We start from the raw sequence: 19,517 nt of genomic DNA, 5'->3' as shown, positions 1-19,517 counted from the left end.
ATCGAGGGAGGTCTCCTGTGAGCAGTAGTGAACCGCTGACCGAAGCCGACTGGAAACGCGTCCAGGCCAGTCCCGAGTTCCGTCAGCTGCGCAAACGCCTGCGGAACTTCGTGTTCCCGATGACCGTGTTGTTCCTCGGCTGGTACCTGCTCTACGTGGTGCTCGCCGACTACGCGCACGGCTTCATGTCCACCAAGCTCGTCGGCAACATCAACGTGGGCCTGGTGCTGGGCCTGCTGCAGTTCGTCTCGACCTTCGTGATCACCGGGTTGTACGTGCGGCACGCGAACCGCCACCTGGATCCGGTCGCGGACAAGATCCGTGAGGACATCGAGGGGGCGGGCAAGTGAACCTCGCGCAGGGTGTCCAGGGGTCGAACCCCGTGCTGAACATCAGCATCTTCGGGGCGTTCGTGGTTGTGACGCTGGTGATCGTGTTCCGGGCTTCGCGGAACACGAAGACGGCGTCGGACTACTACGCCGCCGGGCGCGCGTTTTCCGGCCCGCAGAACGGGATCGCGATCGCCGGTGACTACCTTTCGGCCGCGTCCTTCCTCGGTATCGCCGGGGCGATCGCGGTCTACGGATACGACGGTTTCCTGTACTCGATCGGGTTCCTCGTCGCCTGGTTGGTGGCTTTGCTGCTGGTCGCGGAGCTGTTGCGCAACACCGGCAAGTTCACCATGGGCGACGTGCTGGCGTTCCGCATGAAGCAACGGCCGGTGCGCGCGGCCGCGGCGACCTCGACGCTGGCGGTCAGCTTCTTCTACCTGCTGGCGCAGATGGCCGGTGCGGGCATCCTCGTTTCGTTGCTGCTGGGCATTTCCAGCACCGCCGGGCAGGCCGTGGTGATCGCGGTGGTCGGTCTCGTGATGATCATCTACGTGCTGGTCGGCGGGATGAAGGGCACCACCTGGGTGCAGATCATCAAGGCCGCGCTGCTGATTTCCGGCGCGTTCGCGATGACCGTGTGGGTGCTGGCGCGGTACGGGTTCAACCTGTCGGAGCTGCTGGGCAGCGCGGCCCAGCGCGCCGGGGATGCCGTCCTGAACCCGGGAACCCGGTACGGCGTCTCGGAGACCTCGAAGATCGACTTCCTGTCCCTGGGTATCGCGTTGGTGCTCGGTACCGCAGGCCTGCCGCACGTGCTGATGCGCTTCTACACCGTGCCCACGGCGAAGGACGCGCGGAAGTCGGTGGTCTGGGCGATCGGCCTGATCGGGCTGTTCTACCTGTTCACCCTGGTCCTCGGCTACGGCGCAGGCGCGATCGTCGGCAAGGACGCGATCAACAAGGCACCGGGCAAGGAGAACTCGGCCGCGCCCCTGCTCGCGCAAGCGCTCGGTGGGCCGATCCTGCTCGGGTTCATCGCCGCGGTGGCGTTCGCGACGATCCTCGCTGTGGTGGCTGGTCTCACGATCACCGCGTCGGCGTCGTTCGCGCACGACGTGTACGCCAACGTGATCAAGAAGGGCAAGGTCTCCGACAGCAACGCCGAAGTCCGCGTCGCCCGCATCACCGCCGTGGTGATCGGCGCGGTCGCGATCGTCGGCGGCATCCTGGCCAAGGACCAGAACGTCGCGTTCCTGGTCGCGCTGGCGTTCGCGGTCGCGGCGTCGGCGAACCTGCCGACCATCCTGTACTCGTTGTTCTGGAAGCGGTTCAACACCTCGGGCGCGTTGTGGTCGATCTACGGCGGCCTCGGCGTCACCATCGTGCTGATCATCTTCTCGCCCGCGGTCTCCGGACTGCCGAACTCGATGATCAAGGGCGTGGACTTCCACTGGTTCCCGCTGCAGAACCCCGGCCTCGTGTCGATCCCGCTGTCGTTCTTCCTCGGCTGGCTCGGCACCGTCCTGTCCAAGGAACACAACCAGGACAAGTACGCGGAGATGGAGGTCCGCTCGCTCACCGGGTTGGGGGCGGAGAAAGCGACTCCGCACTGAGGACCGCTTCGACCAGCTCCAGGTCGGCGCGCAGGTGCGCCCGGCCGTTGTCGAACATGGCCTGCCAGAGCGGCGGAAGGGGAGCTTTCGCCGCCTGGCCGGCCTCCCAGTCGGCGAGCTGCGCCCGCAGGGCGTGCGCCAGCGACTCGGCGAGCGACCGCACTTCCGCGGGCGGCAGCACGTCGACGAAGGTCAGCAGCAGGTAGACGCTCGCCGGGTAGGCGTTGGGCAGCTGCCCCCACAGTTTGCGGGTCAGCCGCCGCAGCTCCTCGCGGCCGTCGTCGGTGATCGCGTACACCGACCGGTCGCGGCGGGCGGTCGGCTCGACCCGGTCCAGCGCGGCCAAGCCCTCCTTGGCGAGCTGGGTCAGCGCGTGGTGCACCGAGTACGGCTTGACCTCGGCCCACTTCTCGGCGTGGCTGTCGACGAGCCACTTGCGGATCTCGTAGCCGTGCCGCGGCTGTTCCGCCAGCAGCGCGAGCACCAGCAGGCGGACGTTCACTTCGTCCGCTCGAAGGCGAAGTCGCAGTGGTCGCAGCCGTAGCCGATGGTCACCGGGCGCGCGGCACGCATGCCGTGGCGGTCCGGGTCGACCGCGGCCAGCATCGGCTTGTCCCATTCGCACCACACGGCGGCGGTCAGCTCCGGCGCGCCGAGCCGGGTGCTCGCGTCGTGGTAGACGCAGCGGTGTGCGCGGGACAGGATGGCGCGGTCGTCGTCGACCACCCGTTCCCAGGCGAACCCCTTGCCGTAGTAGGACTTCTCCTGTTCTCGCAGGTTCGCGACCATGGTCGCGAACGGGTCGGGCGCCTGGTCGAGTTCGGCACGCACGGTGTCGGCCATCCACTCGCCGAACGGGCCGACCACGGCTTCGCGCACGGCGTCGAGCGGGTCGGCCACCCGGCCCTGGAGCCAGCGGTAGGCGGCGACGGCGTAGGCGGTGAGCACCACGTGGCTGCGGGCGGCCTCGTCGACGACGAGGTCTTCGGTCTGGTCGAGCAGGGTTTCGGTCTCGCGTTCCAGGCGGGCGCGGACTTCCGCCGCGTCCGGTACGCCGTCGAGCAGCGCGGCGAAGAACGGTTCGACGAACCAGCTCCGCGGATCGTTGAGGTCGGTCATGACGGCCACCATAGACAAGTTTGTCTATCGAGTCGAGAGCCGCCCTGTTCACACGCGCTGAACGCGCCTTCGTGCGAGCATGGTGGGGTGGTGAACCCTGCTGAAGTGCCCACTGTGGACGTCCCCGAGCTGCCCGGTGAGTTCGCGCTGCTCGACGTCCGCGAGAACTACGAGTGGGCCGCGGGGCACGCCCCCCAGGCCGTGCACATCCCGATGGGCGAACTGCCCGGCCGCCTGGGTGAGCTGCCCGAGGCCGACCGGCTGTACGTGATCTGCCGCAGCGGCGTGCGTTCGGCGAACGTCGCCGCCTGGCTGAACGGGCAGGGACGCGAGGCGGTCAACGTGGCGGGCGGCATGGAGTCCTGGCAGGCGAACGGCCTGCCGATGGTCACCGACCAGGGTGCCGAGCCGCAGGTGGTGTGAGCGTGCACCCCCAGCACTACCCGCCACCCCAGCACCAGCACCCGCCGCCGTACCGGCCGCGGGTGCGCTGGGTGGCGACTCCGCCGTACCACCCGGCACCGCGCCGGCGTGCGGTCGACCACCGCTACTACGGCCCGCCCGCCTACCGGGTGCCGCCGCGCTGGGGGTTCCCCAACGTGGTGTGGCGGCTGCCGACCGCGGTCCCCGGCACCCCGTCGAACTCGCCGCGCCCGGCGCAACGGCTGCGCGCGCTCTACCGCAACGCCACCATGTTGCTGTGGGTGCTGGCCGCCTTCGCCACGCTGTCCGCGTTCGCCGAGGGCTGGCGCTACGTGCTGCTGCTGATCAGCCGGGAGGACGCGCTCGACGCCGACGTCGTCGGCACCTCGGACGCGCTGGTGCTCACCGGCGCGCTGCTGACCTTCGTGCTGGCGTTGTTCGCCGCCGGGGTCAGCCTGTGGTGGCTGCTGGTCGCCAGGGTGGTCGCCGCCGACGAACTGGGGGAGCGCCCGGCCCGGCCGCCGTGGCAGGTGGTCGCCGGGTTCTTCGTGCCGGGCCCGAACCTGGTGATGGCCGGGTCGATCATCGCCGAGACCGAGCACTCCGTGCTGCGCCGCCCCGGCTCCGAGCGGCCACGGCCGTCACGGCTGGTGCTCGCCTGGTGGGGTACCTGGGTGCTGAACGGCCTGCTGCTGGTCATCTCGGTGATCTGGCGCCTGCGCGACGGCGTCCAGGCACAGGCCGACGGCGTGCTGCTCGCCGTGCTGACCGACGGATCCGCCGCCGCGCTGGCCGTGCTCACCGCGCTGCTGGTCCGCCGGATGACCGGCCTGCTGGCACCGGTCGGCGAGGACAAGCTGCGCCACCTGCGCGTGCTCAAGGTGACCGGCGCCCCGGAACCCGAGCTGCGCCCGTCCCGCCCGGCCACCGCGCCCCGCTGATTTTCGCGATCTCTTCGTTATCAACCGCCGCAACCCCGATGGGGGTACGGGCGTCTTGTTGTTGTCGGATCGCTTGAAGCGGGGAATTCCGGCGGGGCATTCATTCTCAAGGGGTTCTCCAGGCAGCTGACCTGTGGTTTCGCTGCGTGCTGGGTTCTTTCTGGGTGGGAATTCATTTTATTGGGACGGCATTTCGCCGTCTTCTCAAGCATGGGGAGAATTACTGTGTCCATTCGTCGTATCGCTTTCACGGGTGTGCTCGCCGGGGCCATGGCGCTGCTGCCGTTCACCGCCTTCGCCGAGGAGACCACTCCGTCCGAGGCGCCGGTCACCACCTCCCCGGCGCCGCCGAGCGAGCCGGCCGAGGAGCCGCCCGTGACCGAGCAGCCCGGCGACAACCTGGCCACGAAGTTCTGGCTGACCTCGAAGACCGCCCGACCCGGTGACCTGGTCACCGCCAAGGGCCGGTGCGTGACGCCGCACCGGTTCAACCTCATCGAGCCCGAGGGCTTCACGCAGGTGGCCGACAAGTCGGTCCAGCGGGACGGCGGCACGGACGTCCACGTCACGCTCAAGGTCGGCGCGAACACGAAGCCGGGTGACTACCGGGTAACCCTCCTGTGCGACTACAAGGAACCGTCGGCGGTGGTGAAGGTCGTGTCCGCGGAGAAGGCGGCGGTGGTCAAGGACGTCCCGGCCAAGCAGGTCACCAAGGTTCCCGCCGGTGCCCCGGAAACCGGCAGCGGCCCGGCCGGCGACGACCCCGCCTCGGTGGCGTGGCTGATCGCCGGGCTGACCGGCGCCGGTGCGCTGACCGCCGGTGGTGTGGTGCTGGCCCGGCGCAGGACCTCCGGTGCCCGCTGACCCCAGGTGGCGGCCCGCGCTGGTCGTGCTGATCGGCCTGCTGCTGGCCGTCACCGGGTGCACCGCGGGCGCGGCCGGTCCGCCACCGGCCGAGCCCGCGGTGTCCGCCCCCGCCCCCGCGGGCGGGGCCGAACCCGAGTCGATCGACATCCCGAAGATCGGCGCGCGCTCGTCACTGGTCGGGCTGGGGCTCAACCCGGACGACACCGTCGAGGTGCCGCCGGTGACCCAGCCCCTGCAGGCCGGGTGGTACGTGCACGGCCCGAAGCCGGGGGAGCCGGGGCCCGCCGTGGTGCTCGGGCACGTCGACGGCAACCACCAGCCGGGCATCTTCTTCCGGCTCAAGGAACTCGCCGTCGGGGACGAGATCACCGTCCGGCGCACGGACGGTTCCGCGGTGGCGTTCGTCGTGCGCGAGGTGGACCAGGTGGCGAAGAAGAACTTCCCCACCGACCGGGTCTACGGCGACACCGAGGGCGCCGAACTGCGCCTGATCACCTGCGGCGGTGTCTTCGACTCCACCGCGCGCAGCTACCAGGACAACGTCATCGTCTACGCGACGCTGACCGGCAGTTCCCGATAACCGCGCATGACGAACTCCGGGCGCCGCGGGGGTTCTCCGGCGAGTTCCAGGTCCGGCAGCGTGGTCAGCGCCCGGAACGCGGCGGCGATCTCCACCCTGGCCAGCGGGGCACCCAGGCAGAAGTGGATACCGGCCCCGAACCCGAGGTGCGGGTTCGGGGACCGGGTCACGTCGAAGGTGTCCGGCTCGGCGAACACCTCGGGGTCACGGGCGGCGGCCCCGAGCAGCGCCCCGATCTTCTGCCCTTCTTCGAGGCGGAACCCGGCGATCTCCACGTCCGCGGTCGCGGTCCGCTCGAACAACTGCAGTGGCGAGTCGTACCGGATCGCTTCTTCCACGGCGGAGTCGAGGTTCGCGGGCAGCCGGGTCCACTGGTCGCGGTGGTCGAGCAGCGCGCGGAGGCCGTTGCCGAGCACGTTGACCGTCGCCTCGTGGCCCGCCATCAGCAACAACACGGCGGTGGCGACCAGTTCGTCGTCCGAGAGCCTGCTGTTGTCGTCGTCCCGCACGCGGACGAGGTCGCTGATCAGGTCGTCGCCGGGGTTGGCGGCCCGCTCGACGGCCAGTTCCCGCAGGTAGTCGACGAACTCACCGGACGCCCGCTCGGCCGCCGCGCGCTTGTCGGCGGGCAGGCCGTACTCGTACATCTTCACGATGTGGTTTGACCACGGCACCAGCAGCGGCCGGTGCTCGGCGGGCACCCCCAGCAGTTCCGCGATCACCTCGACCGGCAGTGGTTGCGCCACTTCGGCGAGGAAGTCGGCCGTGCCCTCGTCCCGGATGCGCGCGGCGAAGCGGTCGACGAGCTGCCCGGCGATCGCCTCGACCCGCGGGCGCAGCCGTTCGACGTGCCCGCGCGCGAAGGCCGACGACACCAGCCGCCGCAGTCGCGTGTGCGCCGGGGGTTCGTTCTCCAGCAACGAGTTCCGGTGCAGCAGGTTGAACGAGACGAACTGCTCGGCCGGGGTCGCGTCGCGCCAGACGCGGCCGAGCGACCGGTGCCGCAGCACCGCCGAAGCCGCCGGGTGCGACACCGCGATCGCCAGCCCGAGCCCGTCGTGCCGGTGCACCGGCCCCTGCCGGCGCAACTCGGCGAATGCCGGATAGGGATCGGCCAGGAACTCGGTATCGCTCGGGTCGAACACCGCACGAGCCTAACTGTTCGGTACCGTCGGCCCGACCGATCGCGAGGAGGAACTGTGGGCAAGGCGGCGCGCAAGAAGGGGCCCAAGCAGGACCGGGTCAAGAAGGTCCGCGAAGTCTTCGTCGGCCAGCCGTTCGAAGGGCTCGCCGGGGAGCCGGAGCTGATCGCGCTGCGTGAGTTCGTGCCCTCCGCGACCGTCGAACTGCCGCTGAAGGACACCGGCGGCCGCAAGGTGGTGCTCGGCACCGTGCTGCCGATGGCCGCCGCCGCGTTCGTCCGCGCCGACGGCCAGGCGTTCGTCGGCCTCCAGGTGCAGACGCGCTCCACCGACGTCAGCCGTGACATCGGCCGGTCGGTCCGCTGGGCGCTCGAGGCCAAGGAGGGCGACGTGCTCTCCGTGCCCGACACCATCACCCCCGGTTCCGAGGGCGAACGGCTGCAGGACCTGCTCGACCCGAAGGCCGAGCTGGACGTCCGGATGCACACCGACTTCTCGTGGTGGCTGCCCGAAGGCACCGAGGCCGAGGGCGAGGTGGCGCTGTCGCTGGAGCGGGCGAACGGCGCGATCATGCCGTCCGAGCGCCTCGGCACCGGCGCGTACTGGGTCGACGCCGGCGAGAAGGCGCACCTGCGCTGGGTGCGCCCGGAGCCCGAGGGCAAGGTGCTCCAGGCGCTGGCCCGGCTTTCCGCCGCCGGTGAGATCGGCCTCGGCGACGACTCGCGGTACGCCGGTTCGTTCCGCGCGCACGGCCTGCTGGTGCCGGTCTGGGACCTCGACCCCGAGGCACACGCCCGAGAGTGGGCCGACCCGGCCAAGCAGCTCGGCGAACGGCTCGACCAGGCGCTGGCCTCGCTCGACGACGAGCCGCTCAACGCCGCCGAGCGCCGCGCCCGCGACGGCTTGATCGGCCGCCAGATCACCATTCGCTAGTGCTGCTGCACATCTGCTCGGCGCAGGACTGGGCGTCGAGCGAGGGCGGCGACTACCGCGCGCCCTCGCTCGACGACGCCGGCTTCATCCACTGCTCCGACTTCGGCACCGCCCACCTGCCCGCCGACGCCCTCTACGCCGGCCGCACCGACCTCGTCCTGCTCGAAATCGACCCCGCTCGCCTCGGCGTGCCGGTCCGCTGGGAGGACGGCGTGCCGCCGCACCCGGCCGGGGTCCGCTTCCCGCACGTGTACGGCCCCATCCCGCGTGCCGCCGTGGTCGCGGTGCACGAGTTCCCGCCGGGCCCGGACGGCCGATTCCACCTCCCACCAGCCATCGCGAACCGGTAACGGATCACAACGGCGCCCCCCGCGGCGCGTCCCTCGATCGGGAACGGCCGATGGACAACCTGCGGGGGCGCGGATGCGTGAGACAGACGGTGGTGGGGAGCGGTCGAGAGCGCTCACCGGGATTGGAGGCGATACGGTGACCGCGTGCGCGCCGGTGGTGCCAGTGCTGTCGCTGGCCGAGAACCGCGTCGTCGATGCGCGCCGGGAGAGGGGATTGGCGGTGCCGGGCGACCTCGTTGACTTCGGGGAGTTCGTTTCGGCCAACCTGCCCGGCCTGATGCGCTACGGGCACGCGCTGACCGGCAACCCGCACGACGCCGCCGACCTGGTGCAGACGGTGCTGGAGAAGATCGGCTCCCGCTGGACCCACGTGCAGCGCAAGACCGGCGACCCGATGGCCTACATCCGCCGCTCCATGGCGAACGCGCACATCAGCCGGTGGCGGCGGACCAAGCGGGAGAACCTGGTCGCCGACATCCCGGACTCGCAGCCGCTCGTGCACGCGGACCCGTTCGAGCACGAACCGCTGTGGCAGGCACTACGCGCTTTGCCACCGAGGCAACGCGCCGTCGTCGTGCTGCGTTACTACGAAGGACTGTCCGAAGCGGAGATCGCGGCGTCACTCGGCGTCAGCCAGGGCACGGTGAAGAGCCAGGCGAGCAAGGCGCTCGCCTCCCTGCGGCTGAAGATGGCGGCCACGGTCGAGGAGAGCGGAGGGAGGGAAGCGGGATGAGCGCAGCCGACGACGAACTGGCCGGGCAACTGCGCCGGTTGTTCGACGACGAACGCCTCGAACTGCGTCCCCAGCCGGACGCCGGGCAGCTCATCGTCGCGGGCGCCAAGCGGCGCCGCGTCCGCCGTCGCCGGATGACCGTCGCCGGCGGGGCGCTGGGCGTGGCCGCGCTGGTGGCCGGTGGGGTCGCGGTGACCGGGGGCGGGTTCCGGCACGAGGTGCCGCCGCCGGTGGCCCAGCCGTCCGGCCTGGACCCGAGCCTGCAGATCGGCCCGAGCGCCACGGTGGCCCCGGTGCCGCCGCCGACCAGCCCGGTCCCGCCGCCGCCCGCGTCGGCGCCGCCGCCGAGCCAGCACGCCGATCAGCCGTCCGCGGGCGCCCCCATGAGCCCGATGCGCACCGACGTGCCCGCCGCCTCGAAACCGCCGGTACCCGGCCCGCTCCTCGGCCCCGGCGGGTACGGCAAGCTGCAGTTGAACGCCACCATGGAGCAGGCTTCGTCGGCGGGGATCAACTTCACGCCGGAGAGCAGCGGCGGCCTGGACGGCGGCTGCGCCACCTACTACTTCAGCGGGACCGGGGTGCCCAGCGGCGGCTCGGTGGTGGTCTCCCCGAACCGGGGCGTGGTCTACATCAACCCGTCGGCGGACGTGACCACGCCGGAGGGCATCGGCACCGGGTCGACCCGCGGTCAGCTGCAGGCGACCTACCCGAAGGCGACCGTCGGCCCCCACGGCGACGTGGTGCCCATCGGCAACGGCTACCGGTACCGCGTGGTGGTCGGCGAGGCCTCGGTGATCGAGCACATCTACCTCGACGACAGCTACCAGGACTGCTACGAATGAACCCGGGCACTCCCGCGATCGGGAGTGCCCGGGTCCGGTCCGGCCCTCGGGGCTCGGGGCCGCTCAGATGGCGCCGCCGGCCACCGGGGGCATCATCGGGTCGCCACCGCCGTCGCCGACCGATTCGCGGGAGAGCCAGTTCTCCACCTCGAACAGGTTGCCGTTGGCGCGCCGGACGATGTTGAGCAGGGTGGACATCGCGGAGATCTCCTCGACCTGCTCCTTGAGGAACCACTGGACGAACTGCTCGGCGATGTAGTCGTCCTCGTCGCGGGCGGCCTTGGCCAGCGTCTTGATGTCGGCCGCGACCTCCTTCTCCTGCGCGAGGGCCAGCTCGATCAGCTCGTGCACCTCGTCGAAGTCGTTGCGGACCTCGCCGGTGCCCGGGATCTCGACGTGGTGGTCGGTGTCCAGCATGTACTGCACCAGCGCGAGGGCGTGGTTGCGCTCCTCGTTCGCCTGGCGGAAGAAGTGCTTCGCCAGCTGCGGCAGGTCCTCGTTCTCGAACCAGACCGCCAGGGCGATGTACTGCTGGGAGGCGTTGAACTCGTTGTGGACCTGCTGCTGGAGCAGCTCGTAGAACTTCGAACGCGGATTCTTCTTGGTGAGGGCCATGCATTCAACGATAACCCAGCCGCGTCATTATCTCCATTTCACTCTGGTGATTCCCGCCGCATTAGGTTACCATTCCCAAAAGAAGGTCCAGCTAATTAAGCTAAGCCAAACCTAATCAATTTCCCGCGAACCCCACACTCACGCACCCGAACCCCACGTTCAGGCAGCCGAACCTCACGTTGGGGCAGCTGAAGCACACACTCAGGCAGACGAGAGTCGCGTTCGTGGGGTGCGCGCCCAGGGCGTGAGCCCCGAGCGCGCCGCCCGTCTAGACCGAGTCCCGCACCACCGGGCACGACATGCATCGCGGTCCGCCCCTGCCCGAGCCCAGTTCCGAGCCGGCGATGCGCAGGACTTCGATGCCCGCGGCCTCCAGCCGTTCGTTCGTCTCCACGTTCCGTTCGTAGCCGACCACCACGCCCGGCGCGACGGCCAGGGTGTTGTTGCCGTCGTCCCACTGTTCGCGTTCCGCGGTCACCGGGTCCAGGCCGGTGTCGATGACGCGCAGCCGGTCGATGGACATGGCTTTCGCGGCGGCCGTCAGGAACGGCTCCGGGCCGTCGACCCGCAGGCCGCCGTCGTCGCCGGGGTGCAGGGTGAAGGCCTCCAGCGAGTCCCTGGCCAGCGGGTACATCACCACCGCGTCCGTGTTGACCATGGTGCACACGGTGTCCAGGTGCATCGTCGCCCGTGACTGCTCGATGGGGACCGCCAGCACGGTGTGCGCCAGGTCGTCGGCGAACACCGAGCGGGCCAGCGACTCCGCCCCCGCCGCCGAGGTGCGTTCGCCGACGCCGATGGCGACCACGCCCGGCGCCAGCAACATCACGTCCCCGCCTTCGATCGGCGCCGAGTGCGCGCCGTACGCCCGCGCGGCCCGCTGGAACCGCGGGTGGTAGGCGTAGATGAGGTCCAGCACCGCGGTTTCCCGGCGGCGCGCGGGCATGGTCAGCGAGGAGATCGCCACCCGGTCCGCGATCCACGCCGACGAATCACGCGTGAACAACAGGTTCGGCAGCGGGTCCACGGCGAAATCACGCGGGTGGTTCATCTTCCGGACCAGCGAGGTGCCTTCGGCGGCGGGCAGCTCCTCGAAGGTCATGCCCGCCATCAGCACCTCCGCCAGCACCGAAGCGTCCACAGAGGACAGATGCGAGCGGAGCACGTCGGCCAGTTCGGTGCCCAGCCTGCGGGCGTCGACCGCGGCGTGCACACCCGCGGTGTGGGCGCGCGGGTCGTCGAGCGCGCTGCGCAGCACCTCGGCCAGCAGCAGCACCTCGACGCCACGCCCGCGCAGCACCTCGGCGAACGCGTCGTGCTCCTCCTGCGCGCGATCCACCCACGGGATCGAGTCGAACAGGAGCTGGTCGTTGTTGCGCGGCGTGAGGCGCTTCAGCTCGGCTCCCGGCCGGTGCAGCAGGACCGAGCGCAGCGGCCCGACCTCACTCTCCACCAGGGGCGCGGGCGCCGCGGACACGGTCTCGGAAGTCGCTTGCTCGACGGTCACCTGCTGAGACTAATCACAACCACGGCGGTAATGGATCGGTAAGCGACCGCCCCCTGTCGCCCGGCGCGCGCGTGGCCCAGGGTGGACGCATGTCACGCACCTGGAAAATCGTTCTCGGCCTCGGGTTGGTCGTCGTCGCCGCCGGACTGTGGGCCTTCCAGCCGTGGAAGGCGTTCACCCGCAGCTCGGTGGACGAAGCGCTCCCGGTGGCCGTGGTCAGCGAAGCCCCCAAGACCGCCGAAGCCCCTGCCGGAACACCTCAGCCCGCCGAAGCACCTGCTGGAACACCTCAGCCCGCCGAAGCACCCGCCACACCCGAAACCCCGGCGGAGAAACCGGCCGGGCCCAAGGACCTCGCCACCGGCAAGTTCGTCAGCCAGGAACACGACACCAGCGGCAAGGCCCGCGTGGTGGACCTCGGCGACGGCAACCGCGTGCTGCGCCTCGAAGGCTTCTCCACCTCCGACGGGCCCGACGTGCACGTGTGGCTGTCCGACGCCACGGCGGGCGGCGAGTGGGGCAAGTACGACGACGGCGCCGTGGTCAAGCTCGGCAAGATCAAGGCCACCGACGGCAACCAGAACTACGCCATCCCCGCCGGTGCGCAGCTGACCGGCCTGCGCAGCGTGGTCATCTGGTGCGACCGCTTCAACGTCGCGTTCGGCTCCGCCCCGCTGGCCCTGTGAAAAAGCCGAAAAAGAGCATCGCGGGAGTCGTTCCGGCGCGGGTGCGTTCGTAGGTTCGGGGCACGCACCGCACGGAAACGGAGAGAACCATGCCGCAGGATCCCCGCACCGGCCGCCCGCCCGTGGTCGACCTGGCCACCTGGCAGGCCGCCCGCGACGAGCTGCTGGTCCGCGAGAAGGCCCACACCCGCGAAGGTGACGCCATCGCCGCGGCCCGCCGTCGACTGCCGATGGTGGAGTTCGACGGAACGGTCGAGGTGGTCGGTGCCGGTGGTCCCGTCCCGTTCACCGACCTGTTCGACGGCCGCGACGAACTCGTGGTCTACCAGCACATGTGGCACGACGGCGCGCCCCACCAGGGGCAGTGCGAGGGCTGCACCAACATGGTCTGGCACCTGCGCGACACCGAGGTCTACCTCAACGCCCGCGGGGTCTCCTTCGCCGTGGTGACCACGGGCCGGTGGGACGAGGTCGCCCCCTTCGTGGAGTTCATGGGCTACACGCACCCCTGGTACTCCGTGCGCGACGTGCCCGCGCCGGTCGGCGGCGACATGGCCTACCTCTCCTGCTTCCTGCGCGACGGCGAGCGCACCTTCCTCACCTACTCCACGACGGGCCGCGGCAACGAGCAGGCCGCCGGGGCCTTCGGCGTGCTCGACATGACGCCCTACGGCCGTGGTGAGGCATGGGAGGACAAGCCGGACGGCTGGCCGGAGGGTGACACCCCGTGCTGGTACTGGCGTTCCGCCGCGGACGGGACCGCCACCTGGGGACCCGACAGCCGTCCCGTGCCGCAGTGGACCCGCCCCGGCGCCACCCCGGAGGAAACCCTCGGGCGGCACGGCGACTGCCACTGAAGCTAGGGCAGGAACGACACCTTGCCCCGCAGCAGCGCGTACCCGACGAAGGCGACCACGTCGAGCAGGGTGTGCGCGACGACCAGCGGCCACAGCCGGTTCGTCTTCTGCCAGATCCGCCCGAACACCAGCCCCATCACCAGGTTCCCGACGAACCCGCCGAGCCCCTGGTAGAGGTGGTACGAGCCCCGCAGCACGGCCGCGGCGAACAGGCTCGAATTCTCCTTCCACCCCAGCTGTCGCAACCGCGTCAGGAGGTAGCCGACGACCAGCACTTCTTCGGCGAAGGCGTTGCCGAAGGCGGACAGGGTCAGCGTGATCGGCCGCCACCACGATTCGGTCAGCGTCGACGGCTGCACGGCCAGGTTGAACCCCAGCTGCCAGCCGACGAAGTAGAGCACCAGCCCGGGGATGCCGATCAACGCCGTCAGCCCGGCGCCCCAGAGCAGGTCGCGTCGCGGCCGGGTGCGGTCGAAGCCGACCTCGGCCAGCTTCATCCCGCCGCGGTACAGCAGGTACACCCCGAGCGCGCCCCAGCCGACCAGCTGCGTGGCGCTCAGCAGTTGCTTGAGCAGGTCGATCAGCCCGGCGGCGGCCTGCGGCACGTTGAGCGCCACCTGCTGCTCGTTCAGCGGTTCGGGCCGCAGCAGGGAATCCAGCAAGGACAGCAGGCTCCGCACCCCGGACAGGCCGAGCGTGATGCCGAAGACGATGAGCAGCTCGAACTTGAGCAGCCGCCGTCGAGCCGGGTCGGTGACCACCTCGGGGGCCGCCGGGCGGTCGCTGATCAGCCAGGAGCGCATTCGCGCAAGCTACCCGGTGCCGGATAGCGTCGAAGTCATGCCACGCACCATCGCGACCAACACCCCCGTGGAACGCGCCGCACTGGTCGAGTTCCTGCGCCCCCGCCACCACGGCATCCTCACCACCCGCCGCGCCGACGGCAGCCCGCAGTTGTCGCCGGTGACCTGCGGGGTGGACGAGGAGGGCCGGATCGTCATCGCCACCTACCCGCAGCGCGCGAAGGTGCGCAACCTCCGCCGCGACCACCGCGCGTCGATCTGCGTGCTCTCGGACGAATGGAACGGCGCCTGGGTGCAGGTCGACGGCACGGTGGAGGTGCTCGACCTGCCCGAGTCGGTGGAGCCGCTGGTCGACTACTTCCGCGCGATCTCCGGTGAGCACCCCGACTGGGACGAGTACCGCGAGGCCATGCGCAAACAGGGCAAGTCGCTGCTGCGGTTGACGATCGACCGCTGGGGCCCGATCGCGGCCGGCGGTTTCCCACCCGAACTGGCCGAAGGCTAAGTCTCGGACAAGAACGGACAACCCACGAGCCGCCGGATTTCCACGGCGAGTTGCGCCGGGTCGTCCACCGGCTTGGAGAAGGCCAGCCGCACGTCGTGGTCGCCCACGACGGACTCGACCCGCAGGCGCAGCCCGTGCCGGTCGAGCCCCAGCGGGCGGATCGCGCCGCCGCGCAGGTCCTCGGGCAGGTGCCGCCCCAGTTGCTCGACCACGTCGGCGTGCTCGGTCTCCAGGTGCTGGAGCCAGCGCGCCTCGTAGTCGTGGAACGGGTCGGGCGTGGCCGCGCTGAACATGTGCGGCCGCAGCGAATGCGTGCCGTCGGCGTCCGCGAGCACCAGCGACGCCGGGGTCAGGCGCAGCATGGTCAGCCCGTGGTTCACGTCGAGCAGCCGGTGGTCCGGCCGGTCGACGGCGATGGCGACCGCCCGGGCCCGCGCGGCGGGCGGGTCGAGCGGGCGCAGGAACCCGGTGATCCAGAGCAGGCCGCGGATCGGCTCGCGCAGGGGCACCGGGGCGTGGTCGGCGAGTTCGAGCATGACCCCGAACTCGCCGCGCTGGGTTTCCGCCGCGGCTTCGAGCAGCGGATGTCCGTCGGGCAGGAGCAGGCTGACACTGCCGCTGGCGTGCACGTGGTGCAGCACCGGGGTGACCCGGCTGCCGTCGTGCTCACCGCGGTCCACCGACGGCACCAGCGTCGCCGGGCAGTCGCGCGACGCGATGGTCTTGGCGCGCTCGGCGGGGTTCGGCGCCGGCGGGCGGCGCGTCGCGGTCGTGGGCTCGGTCAAGGTCCACCTCCTACTTAGGTGAGGCTAACCTGCTGGCGCGGGTTTGCAAAGTCAGGAATCGAGCACTCTCCGTGCGGCTTCGTCGGCCTCCACCACGCCGCGGCGGATCGCCTCCAACTGCTCGGCCAGGCCGTCGAGCGAAGTGCCCGCCGCCGGAGCCGGGTCGGCGGTCGCCGAAAGTTCGACCGCCCGGGTCACCAGGCTCTCCAGGTCGAGCGTGCCCGCGTGCAGTTCGCCGAGCAGCTTGGCGCGAAGGTCGGTGAGCCGTTTGGCCACGTCACGCTGGGTGCGGACGGCGCTCAGCGCGCGCAGGGTCGCCTCGTCGGTCCCGCGTTTGCGGAGACGCCGTTCCTCGGCGGCCAGTTCCCCGGTGTCGATGCGGTCCAGCGCGTCACGGGTGGTCGACGAGCGTTCCGCCAGTCGCCGCAGGCTGCTCGCGGTTTCCGCGACCATCGGCTTCATTCCCGCGATCTGCTCGGCCAGCGGTCCCGGTGGCAGGGAGGCGCCGATCGCGCCGAAGCTTTCGCGTGCCCGCTCCGCCCGGTCGTAGTACGCGGCTTCTTCGCCGGTGAGCGCGGTTTCCGGTGTCTCCGGGCGGTCGAAGCCCGCGATCGCTGCCCTGGCGAGCAGGACGGCGATGCCCACCCCGGCCGCGGCGACCGACGGCAGCTGCACCGCCCAGGCCACCCCGGCGGACGTGCCCGCCAGCAGCAGCCCCCACGGCTCACGCAGTTCTTCCCGGAAACCCATGTACCGCCTCAGAAGTTGGAGATCACCGCGGTGAACACCTGGTTGATGGTGTCCGGTTTGGACGAGTCGTACTCCGCAGCCTGCGTGGCTTCGGCCATGCGCTTGAGCACGTCCTGATCGGCGTCACCGCCATAGGCGATGGTGAACATCCGCACGGTCTCGCTGCCGCTTTCCACCTGGAGCCTGCTGATCAGGTTGTCGAGGTCGAGGCTGCCCGGGTCCTCGTTGCGCCCGTCGGTGAGCACCACCACGGCGTTGATCGCGTCGGGAGCCAGGCGCGCCTTGAGGTACTCGTGCGCGGCCAGCGAGGTGTCGTACAACCCGGTTCCGCCCTGGGGCGTAAGGCCTTCCAGGCGTGAGCGCAGCGCGTCCCGGCGCCCGTCCTGGCCGACCGGCCCGATCGGCACCAGCTCGCGGTGGTCCTGATCGCCCTCCAATTTGGTGGAAAACATCCACAGGCCGACCTGGTCGCGGTCGCCGAACTCGCCGAGCGCGCTCACCGCCGCCTGCTTCGCCAGGTCCATTTTGGACTTACCGGTGCCCTCGGCGGAGTCGCCCATCGAGCCGGAGACGTCCACCACCAGCAGCACGTTCGCCTTCTTGCGCAGCTCGGCCCACGACTTCAGCACCAGGTCGAGCACCGGCGGGCTGGGCGGCCGGATGAGGTTGAGCTTGGTCTCCGGCAGCACGCCGTTGTCCACAGTGGCCTGTGGGCCCGGTTTGTTGTCCCAGCTGCGGAAACCCTGGTCCAAGAAGCGTTTCTGGGCGTCGTCGGACCGGAGGAAGGCGAGGAAGTCCGCGGCCACCTGGCGGCGCGGGTCGTCGGCCCAGTTCAGCACCGCGTACGGGTGGTCGGAGTTCAGCGTGCCGTCGGCCGGGTACACCGCGACCACCGGCACCTTCGGCCGCGGGTGCTGGCCGAGCTTCGCCGGGTCGTTGGTCGGGTTGCCCTGGTTGTAGCCGATCAGCGAGTTCTCCTCGACGGCCACCGCGGAGACGTAGGACAGCGCCGCGCCCCGGTCGTCGGCCTGCAGCAGGTTCGACAGGAAGGTGAGCGTGGTGTCGCCGTAGTGCACGATCGACTGTTCCACGCCGCCGACGAACGACTTCACTTCCGGCTTGTCCAGATCCGGCGCGGTCAGGTCGGACGAGGTGCCGGTGGCCGCGAAGTAGGTGCCGATGGTGGCGTTCAGCCCGGAGGTCGACAGGTTCGGATTCGTCTTGCCGAGCCGGAAGGCGCCCCATTCCGGGTGCCCGTACTTGGCCCAGCCCGCCGGGTCCGTGGCGAGCGCGGCGAGGTCGCGCCAGCCGATGCCCTGGCCGGGCCAGCCGAGCGCCTTGGCCATCGGTTCCGGCATGGCGATCACCAGTGGCGCGTTGGCCAGCGACGGCGGTTGCTGCTCGAGCAGCACGTCGGGCCGGTCCTGGGCGGCGAGCCGCTGCCGCAGCAGGGTCGCCCAGCCGGACGCGGCCGGCGTCCACACGTCCGGGCGCGGGCCGTCGGCCGCCTCGTTCCAGCCACCGGCCAGCGCCTGCATCGCCGCGCCCGAACTCTTCGACTGGACCAGCACGTCCACGCAGGTCCCGGCGACCGTGCGCCCGCTGTACTCGCCGGCGAGTTGCTTGACGATGCCCGCCTTCTCCGGGGACGAGGCCACCCGCAACTGCAGCGACTCCCCGCCGCACTTCACCTCTTCCGCCTGGTCACCGCCGTCCGAGGTGACCAGGCGGAGCGCGACGATCAACCCGGCGGCGAGCACCACCGCGCCGATGAAGGACCAAGTGCGCCTGCGTCTTCGACTTTCCTGGCCGGACAAGGTCATCCTGAACCTCCGCGCGCGGTCGGGGAACCATCATCCCCGGAAACCGCGCGGGAGCGGGAAACCTTGTCACAACGAAATCAGCGGCTGGGGCCGCGTCCCGACCACGTCCAGGCGTAACCGGGGTCTTCCGACGCGTCCGCCGCTTCACCGAGGTCCAGCGGCGCGAAGGTGTCCACCATGACCGCGGTCTCGTCGAAGTAGTCCGCGCCGATCGAGGCCTCCGCCGCGCCCGGCTGCGGGCCGTGCGTGAAGCCCGACGGGTGCAGCGAGAGCGAGCCGACGCCGATGCCAGAGCCCTTGCGTGCCTCGTAGTTGCCGCGCACGTAGAACATCAGCTCGTCGGAGTCGACGTTCGCGTGGTTGTACGGCACCGGGATCGACTCGGGGTGGTAGTCGACCTTGCGCGGGCAGAACGAGCAGACCACGAAGTTCGGGCCTTCGAAGGTCTGGTGCACGGGCGGCGGCTGGTGCACGCGGCCGGTGATCGGCTCGAAGTCGCCGATGTTGAACACCCACGGGTACAGGCAGCCGTCCCAGCCGACCACGTCGAACGGGTGGTTGGCGTAGGTGTAGCGGGTCAGCCCGGCGCGGTGGCGCACGAGGACCTCGACGTCCTCGCCCTCGGCCAGCATCGGCGCTTCCGGGCCGCGGATGTCGCGCTCGCAGTACGGCGAGTGCTCCAGGAACTGCCCCTTGTTCGACAGGTACCGCTTCGGCGGCCCGATGTGCCCGCGCGCCTCGATGGTGAGCAGCTGCAGCGGCTCGCGCGGCACCACGCGGTAGGTGCACGAGGTCGGGATGACCACGTAGTCGCCGTCTCCGATCTCCAGCGCCCCGTAGATGGTCTCCAGCGTGCCGCTGCCGCCCTGGACGTACAGCAGCTCGTCCCCGGCCGCGTTGCGGTACAGCGGGCTCGGCACGGTCGCCACGGCGAAGCCGATGGTCACGTCCGCGTTGCCGAACAGCCGCCGCCGGTCGGTCACCGCGTCGGCGTCGGCGGTGAACTTGAGGTCCTGGGTGCGGAACGCCCGCGGCTTGAGCGGGTGGTTCGGCTGCAGCGAGCCGCGCTCGTCCGGCACCGCGACCGCGTCGACGATCGCCGTGGGCAGGTGGCGGTGGTACAGCAGGGCGGAGTCGGCGGAGAACCCCTCGACGCCCATCAGCTCCTCGGCGTAGAGGCCGCCCTGCGGTGAGCGGAACTGGGTGTGCCGCTTGTGCGGGATCTCCCCGACTCGGCGGTAGTAAGGCACGGACCCCTCCGGAAGGCTCGAAAATGTGTCCGATTTACGGACGTGTTTGTCCTGATGT

23 protein-coding genes are annotated in these 19,517 nt (G+C 70.6%); 13 read left to right on the top strand and 10 right to left on the bottom strand.

Annotated features, from left to right (window positions below):
* The first annotated feature begins 17 nt into the window (after window positions 1-17).
* Both JOM49_RS05655 and JOM49_RS05650 read left to right on the top strand, forming a co-directional pair.
* On the top strand, window positions 18-350 hold the full coding sequence (locus JOM49_RS05655) for a DUF485 domain-containing protein (RefSeq protein WP_282771214.1): 333 nt from the start codon (window positions 18-20) through the stop codon (window positions 348-350).
* Window positions 347-1,945 (top strand): monocarboxylic acid transporter, encoded by a 1,599-nt coding sequence (locus JOM49_RS05650; RefSeq protein WP_209663300.1) that lies wholly within the window; start codon window positions 347-349, stop codon window positions 1,943-1,945. The genes JOM49_RS05655 and JOM49_RS05650 overlap by 4 nt, the downstream gene beginning before the upstream one ends.
* On the opposite strand, the gene JOM49_RS05645 is transcribed toward JOM49_RS05650, so the two are convergent.
* Complete coding sequence (locus JOM49_RS05645) at window positions 1,908-2,447, bottom strand: PadR family transcriptional regulator (protein ID WP_209663299.1); 540 nt, start codon at window positions 2,445-2,447, stop codon at window positions 1,908-1,910. The genes JOM49_RS05650 and JOM49_RS05645 overlap by 38 nt on opposite strands.
* The gene (locus tag JOM49_RS05640; RefSeq protein ID WP_209663298.1) at window positions 2,444-3,064 is read right to left on the bottom strand and encodes an L-2-amino-thiazoline-4-carboxylic acid hydrolase; all 621 of its coding nucleotides are present in this window, start codon (window positions 3,062-3,064) and stop codon (window positions 2,444-2,446) included. The genes JOM49_RS05645 and JOM49_RS05640 overlap by 4 nt, the downstream gene beginning before the upstream one ends.
* 87 nt (window positions 3,065-3,151) lie before the next feature.
* On the opposite strand from JOM49_RS05640, the gene JOM49_RS05635 reads away from it, so the two are divergent.
* From JOM49_RS05635 to JOM49_RS05620, 4 genes are all read left to right on the top strand, one after another.
* Entirely contained in the window at window positions 3,152-3,487 is a 336-nt protein-coding gene (locus JOM49_RS05635; RefSeq protein WP_209663297.1) for a rhodanese-like domain-containing protein, read from the top strand.
* Window positions 3,488-3,489: 2 nt separating this feature from the next.
* On the top strand, window positions 3,490-4,428 hold the full coding sequence (locus tag JOM49_RS05630; RefSeq protein WP_282771225.1) for a DUF4328 domain-containing protein: 939 nt from the start codon (window positions 3,490-3,492) through the stop codon (window positions 4,426-4,428).
* Window positions 4,429-4,653: 225 nt separating this feature from the next.
* Window positions 4,654-5,292, top strand: a complete 639-nt coding sequence (locus JOM49_RS05625) for a hypothetical protein (protein WP_308158657.1) — start codon at window positions 4,654-4,656, stop codon at window positions 5,290-5,292.
* On the top strand, window positions 5,282-5,875 hold the full coding sequence (locus JOM49_RS05620; RefSeq protein WP_209663295.1) for a class F sortase: 594 nt from the start codon (window positions 5,282-5,284) through the stop codon (window positions 5,873-5,875). The genes JOM49_RS05625 and JOM49_RS05620 overlap by 11 nt, the downstream gene beginning before the upstream one ends.
* Here the strand turns inward: JOM49_RS05620 and JOM49_RS05615 are convergent.
* Window positions 5,845-7,020, bottom strand: a complete 1,176-nt coding sequence (locus JOM49_RS05615) for a cytochrome P450 (RefSeq protein ID WP_209663294.1) — start codon at window positions 7,018-7,020, stop codon at window positions 5,845-5,847. The two genes, JOM49_RS05620 and JOM49_RS05615, sit on opposite strands and share 31 nt — an antisense overlap.
* Window positions 7,021-7,074: 54 nt before the next feature.
* Between JOM49_RS05615 and JOM49_RS05610 the strand changes: the two genes are divergently transcribed.
* The 4 genes from JOM49_RS05610 (at window position 7,075) to JOM49_RS05595 (ending at window position 9,878) form a co-directional block, all read left to right on the top strand.
* Complete coding sequence (locus tag JOM49_RS05610) at window positions 7,075-7,950, top strand: DUF5926 family protein (protein ID WP_209663293.1); 876 nt, start codon at window positions 7,075-7,077, stop codon at window positions 7,948-7,950.
* A complete protein-coding gene (locus tag JOM49_RS05605) occupies window positions 7,950-8,300 on the top strand; it encodes a DUF952 domain-containing protein (protein WP_209663292.1) in 351 nt (116 codons plus the stop codon). The genes JOM49_RS05610 and JOM49_RS05605 overlap by 1 nt, the downstream gene beginning before the upstream one ends.
* Before the next feature lie 220 nt (window positions 8,301-8,520).
* A complete protein-coding gene (locus JOM49_RS05600; protein WP_209670847.1) occupies window positions 8,521-9,033 on the top strand; it encodes a SigE family RNA polymerase sigma factor in 513 nt (170 codons plus the stop codon).
* Complete coding sequence (locus tag JOM49_RS05595; protein ID WP_209663291.1) at window positions 9,030-9,878, top strand: hypothetical protein; 849 nt, start codon at window positions 9,030-9,032, stop codon at window positions 9,876-9,878. Before JOM49_RS05600 ends, JOM49_RS05595 begins: the two co-directional genes overlap by 4 nt.
* A gap of 63 nt (window positions 9,879-9,941) precedes the next feature.
* Here JOM49_RS05595 and JOM49_RS05590 read toward each other — a convergent pair whose 3' ends face one another.
* Together JOM49_RS05590 and JOM49_RS05585 are read right to left on the bottom strand one after the other, a co-directional pair.
* On the bottom strand, window positions 9,942-10,493 hold the full coding sequence (locus JOM49_RS05590; RefSeq protein ID WP_209663290.1) for a ferritin: 552 nt from the start codon (window positions 10,491-10,493) through the stop codon (window positions 9,942-9,944).
* Window positions 10,494-10,761: 268 nt separating this feature from the next.
* The gene (locus JOM49_RS05585) at window positions 10,762-11,946 is read right to left on the bottom strand and encodes an arginine deiminase (protein WP_209670844.1); all 1,185 of its coding nucleotides are present in this window, start codon (window positions 11,944-11,946) and stop codon (window positions 10,762-10,764) included.
* A 143-nt stretch (window positions 11,947-12,089) separates the two neighbouring features.
* On the opposite strand from JOM49_RS05585, the gene JOM49_RS05580 reads away from it, so the two are divergent.
* Both JOM49_RS05580 and JOM49_RS05575 read left to right on the top strand, forming a co-directional pair.
* Window positions 12,090-12,686, top strand: coding sequence for a DM13 domain-containing protein (locus JOM49_RS05580; RefSeq protein WP_209663289.1), 597 nt, complete (start codon window positions 12,090-12,092; stop codon window positions 12,684-12,686).
* A gap of 89 nt (window positions 12,687-12,775) precedes the next feature.
* Window positions 12,776-13,543: a DUF899 family protein gene (locus JOM49_RS05575; protein WP_209663288.1), complete on the top strand. Its 768-nt coding sequence runs from the start codon at window positions 12,776-12,778 to the stop codon at window positions 13,541-13,543.
* A gap of 2 nt (window positions 13,544-13,545) precedes the next feature.
* Here the strand turns inward: JOM49_RS05575 and JOM49_RS05570 are convergent, their stop codons facing one another.
* Window positions 13,546-14,346: a CPBP family intramembrane glutamic endopeptidase gene (locus JOM49_RS05570; RefSeq protein WP_209663287.1), complete on the bottom strand. Its 801-nt coding sequence runs from the start codon at window positions 14,344-14,346 to the stop codon at window positions 13,546-13,548.
* Window positions 14,347-14,383: 37 nt separating this feature from the next.
* On the opposite strand from JOM49_RS05570, the gene JOM49_RS05565 reads away from it, so the two are divergent.
* Window positions 14,384-14,851, top strand: a complete 468-nt coding sequence (locus tag JOM49_RS05565) for a PPOX class F420-dependent oxidoreductase (RefSeq protein ID WP_209663286.1) — start codon at window positions 14,384-14,386, stop codon at window positions 14,849-14,851.
* On the opposite strand, the gene JOM49_RS05560 is transcribed toward JOM49_RS05565, so the two are convergent.
* The 4 genes from JOM49_RS05560 to JOM49_RS05545 all read right to left on the bottom strand — a co-directional run bounded on the left by JOM49_RS05560 (window position 14,848) and on the right by JOM49_RS05545 (window position 19,459).
* The gene (locus JOM49_RS05560) at window positions 14,848-15,636 is read right to left on the bottom strand and encodes a DUF2470 domain-containing protein (RefSeq protein WP_209663285.1); all 789 of its coding nucleotides are present in this window, start codon (window positions 15,634-15,636) and stop codon (window positions 14,848-14,850) included. The two genes, JOM49_RS05565 and JOM49_RS05560, sit on opposite strands and share 4 nt — an antisense overlap.
* Before the next feature lie 51 nt (window positions 15,637-15,687).
* Window positions 15,688-16,386: a hypothetical protein gene (locus JOM49_RS05555; protein ID WP_209663284.1), complete on the bottom strand. Its 699-nt coding sequence runs from the start codon at window positions 16,384-16,386 to the stop codon at window positions 15,688-15,690.
* 8 nt (window positions 16,387-16,394) lie between these two features.
* Window positions 16,395-18,209 (bottom strand): substrate-binding and VWA domain-containing protein, encoded by a 1,815-nt coding sequence (locus JOM49_RS05550; protein ID WP_209663283.1) that lies wholly within the window; start codon window positions 18,207-18,209, stop codon window positions 16,395-16,397.
* Window positions 18,210-18,286: 77 nt separating this feature from the next.
* The gene (locus JOM49_RS05545; RefSeq protein ID WP_209663282.1) at window positions 18,287-19,459 is read right to left on the bottom strand and encodes a homogentisate 1,2-dioxygenase; all 1,173 of its coding nucleotides are present in this window, start codon (window positions 19,457-19,459) and stop codon (window positions 18,287-18,289) included.
* Window positions 19,460-19,517 lie beyond the last annotated feature (58 nt).

Origin of the sequence: Amycolatopsis magusensis (assembly GCF_017875555.1) — a bacterium.
GTDB lineage: Bacteria > Actinomycetota > Actinomycetes > Mycobacteriales > Pseudonocardiaceae > Amycolatopsis > Amycolatopsis magusensis.
The sequence above is the reverse complement of the archived record's forward strand: the minus strand, read 5'-3'. Positions and strand labels throughout refer to the sequence as shown.

Bases quoted from the DNA above. Each gene is read 5' to 3' on its own strand.
- JOM49_RS05640 (WP_209663298.1), bottom strand. From the start codon at position 3,064: ATGACCGACCTCAACGATCCGCGGAGCTGGTTCGTCGAACCGTTCTTC.
- JOM49_RS05595 (WP_209663291.1), top strand. From the start codon at position 9,030: ATGAGCGCAGCCGACGACGAACTGGCCGGGCAACTGCGCCGGTTGTTC.
- JOM49_RS05590 (WP_209663290.1), bottom strand. From the start codon at position 10,493: ATGGCCCTCACCAAGAAGAATCCGCGTTCGAAGTTCTACGAGCTGCTC.
- JOM49_RS05580 (WP_209663289.1), top strand. From the start codon at position 12,090: ATGTCACGCACCTGGAAAATCGTTCTCGGCCTCGGGTTGGTCGTCGTC.
- JOM49_RS05575 (WP_209663288.1), top strand. From the start codon at position 12,776: ATGCCGCAGGATCCCCGCACCGGCCGCCCGCCCGTGGTCGACCTGGCC.
- JOM49_RS05570 (WP_209663287.1), bottom strand. From the start codon at position 14,346: ATGCGCTCCTGGCTGATCAGCGACCGCCCGGCGGCCCCCGAGGTGGTC.
- JOM49_RS05565 (WP_209663286.1), top strand. From the start codon at position 14,384: ATGCCACGCACCATCGCGACCAACACCCCCGTGGAACGCGCCGCACTG.
- JOM49_RS05555 (WP_209663284.1), bottom strand. From the start codon at position 16,386: ATGGGTTTCCGGGAAGAACTGCGTGAGCCGTGGGGGCTGCTGCTGGCG.
- JOM49_RS05550 (WP_209663283.1), bottom strand. From the start codon at position 18,209: ATGACCTTGTCCGGCCAGGAAAGTCGAAGACGCAGGCGCACTTGGTCC.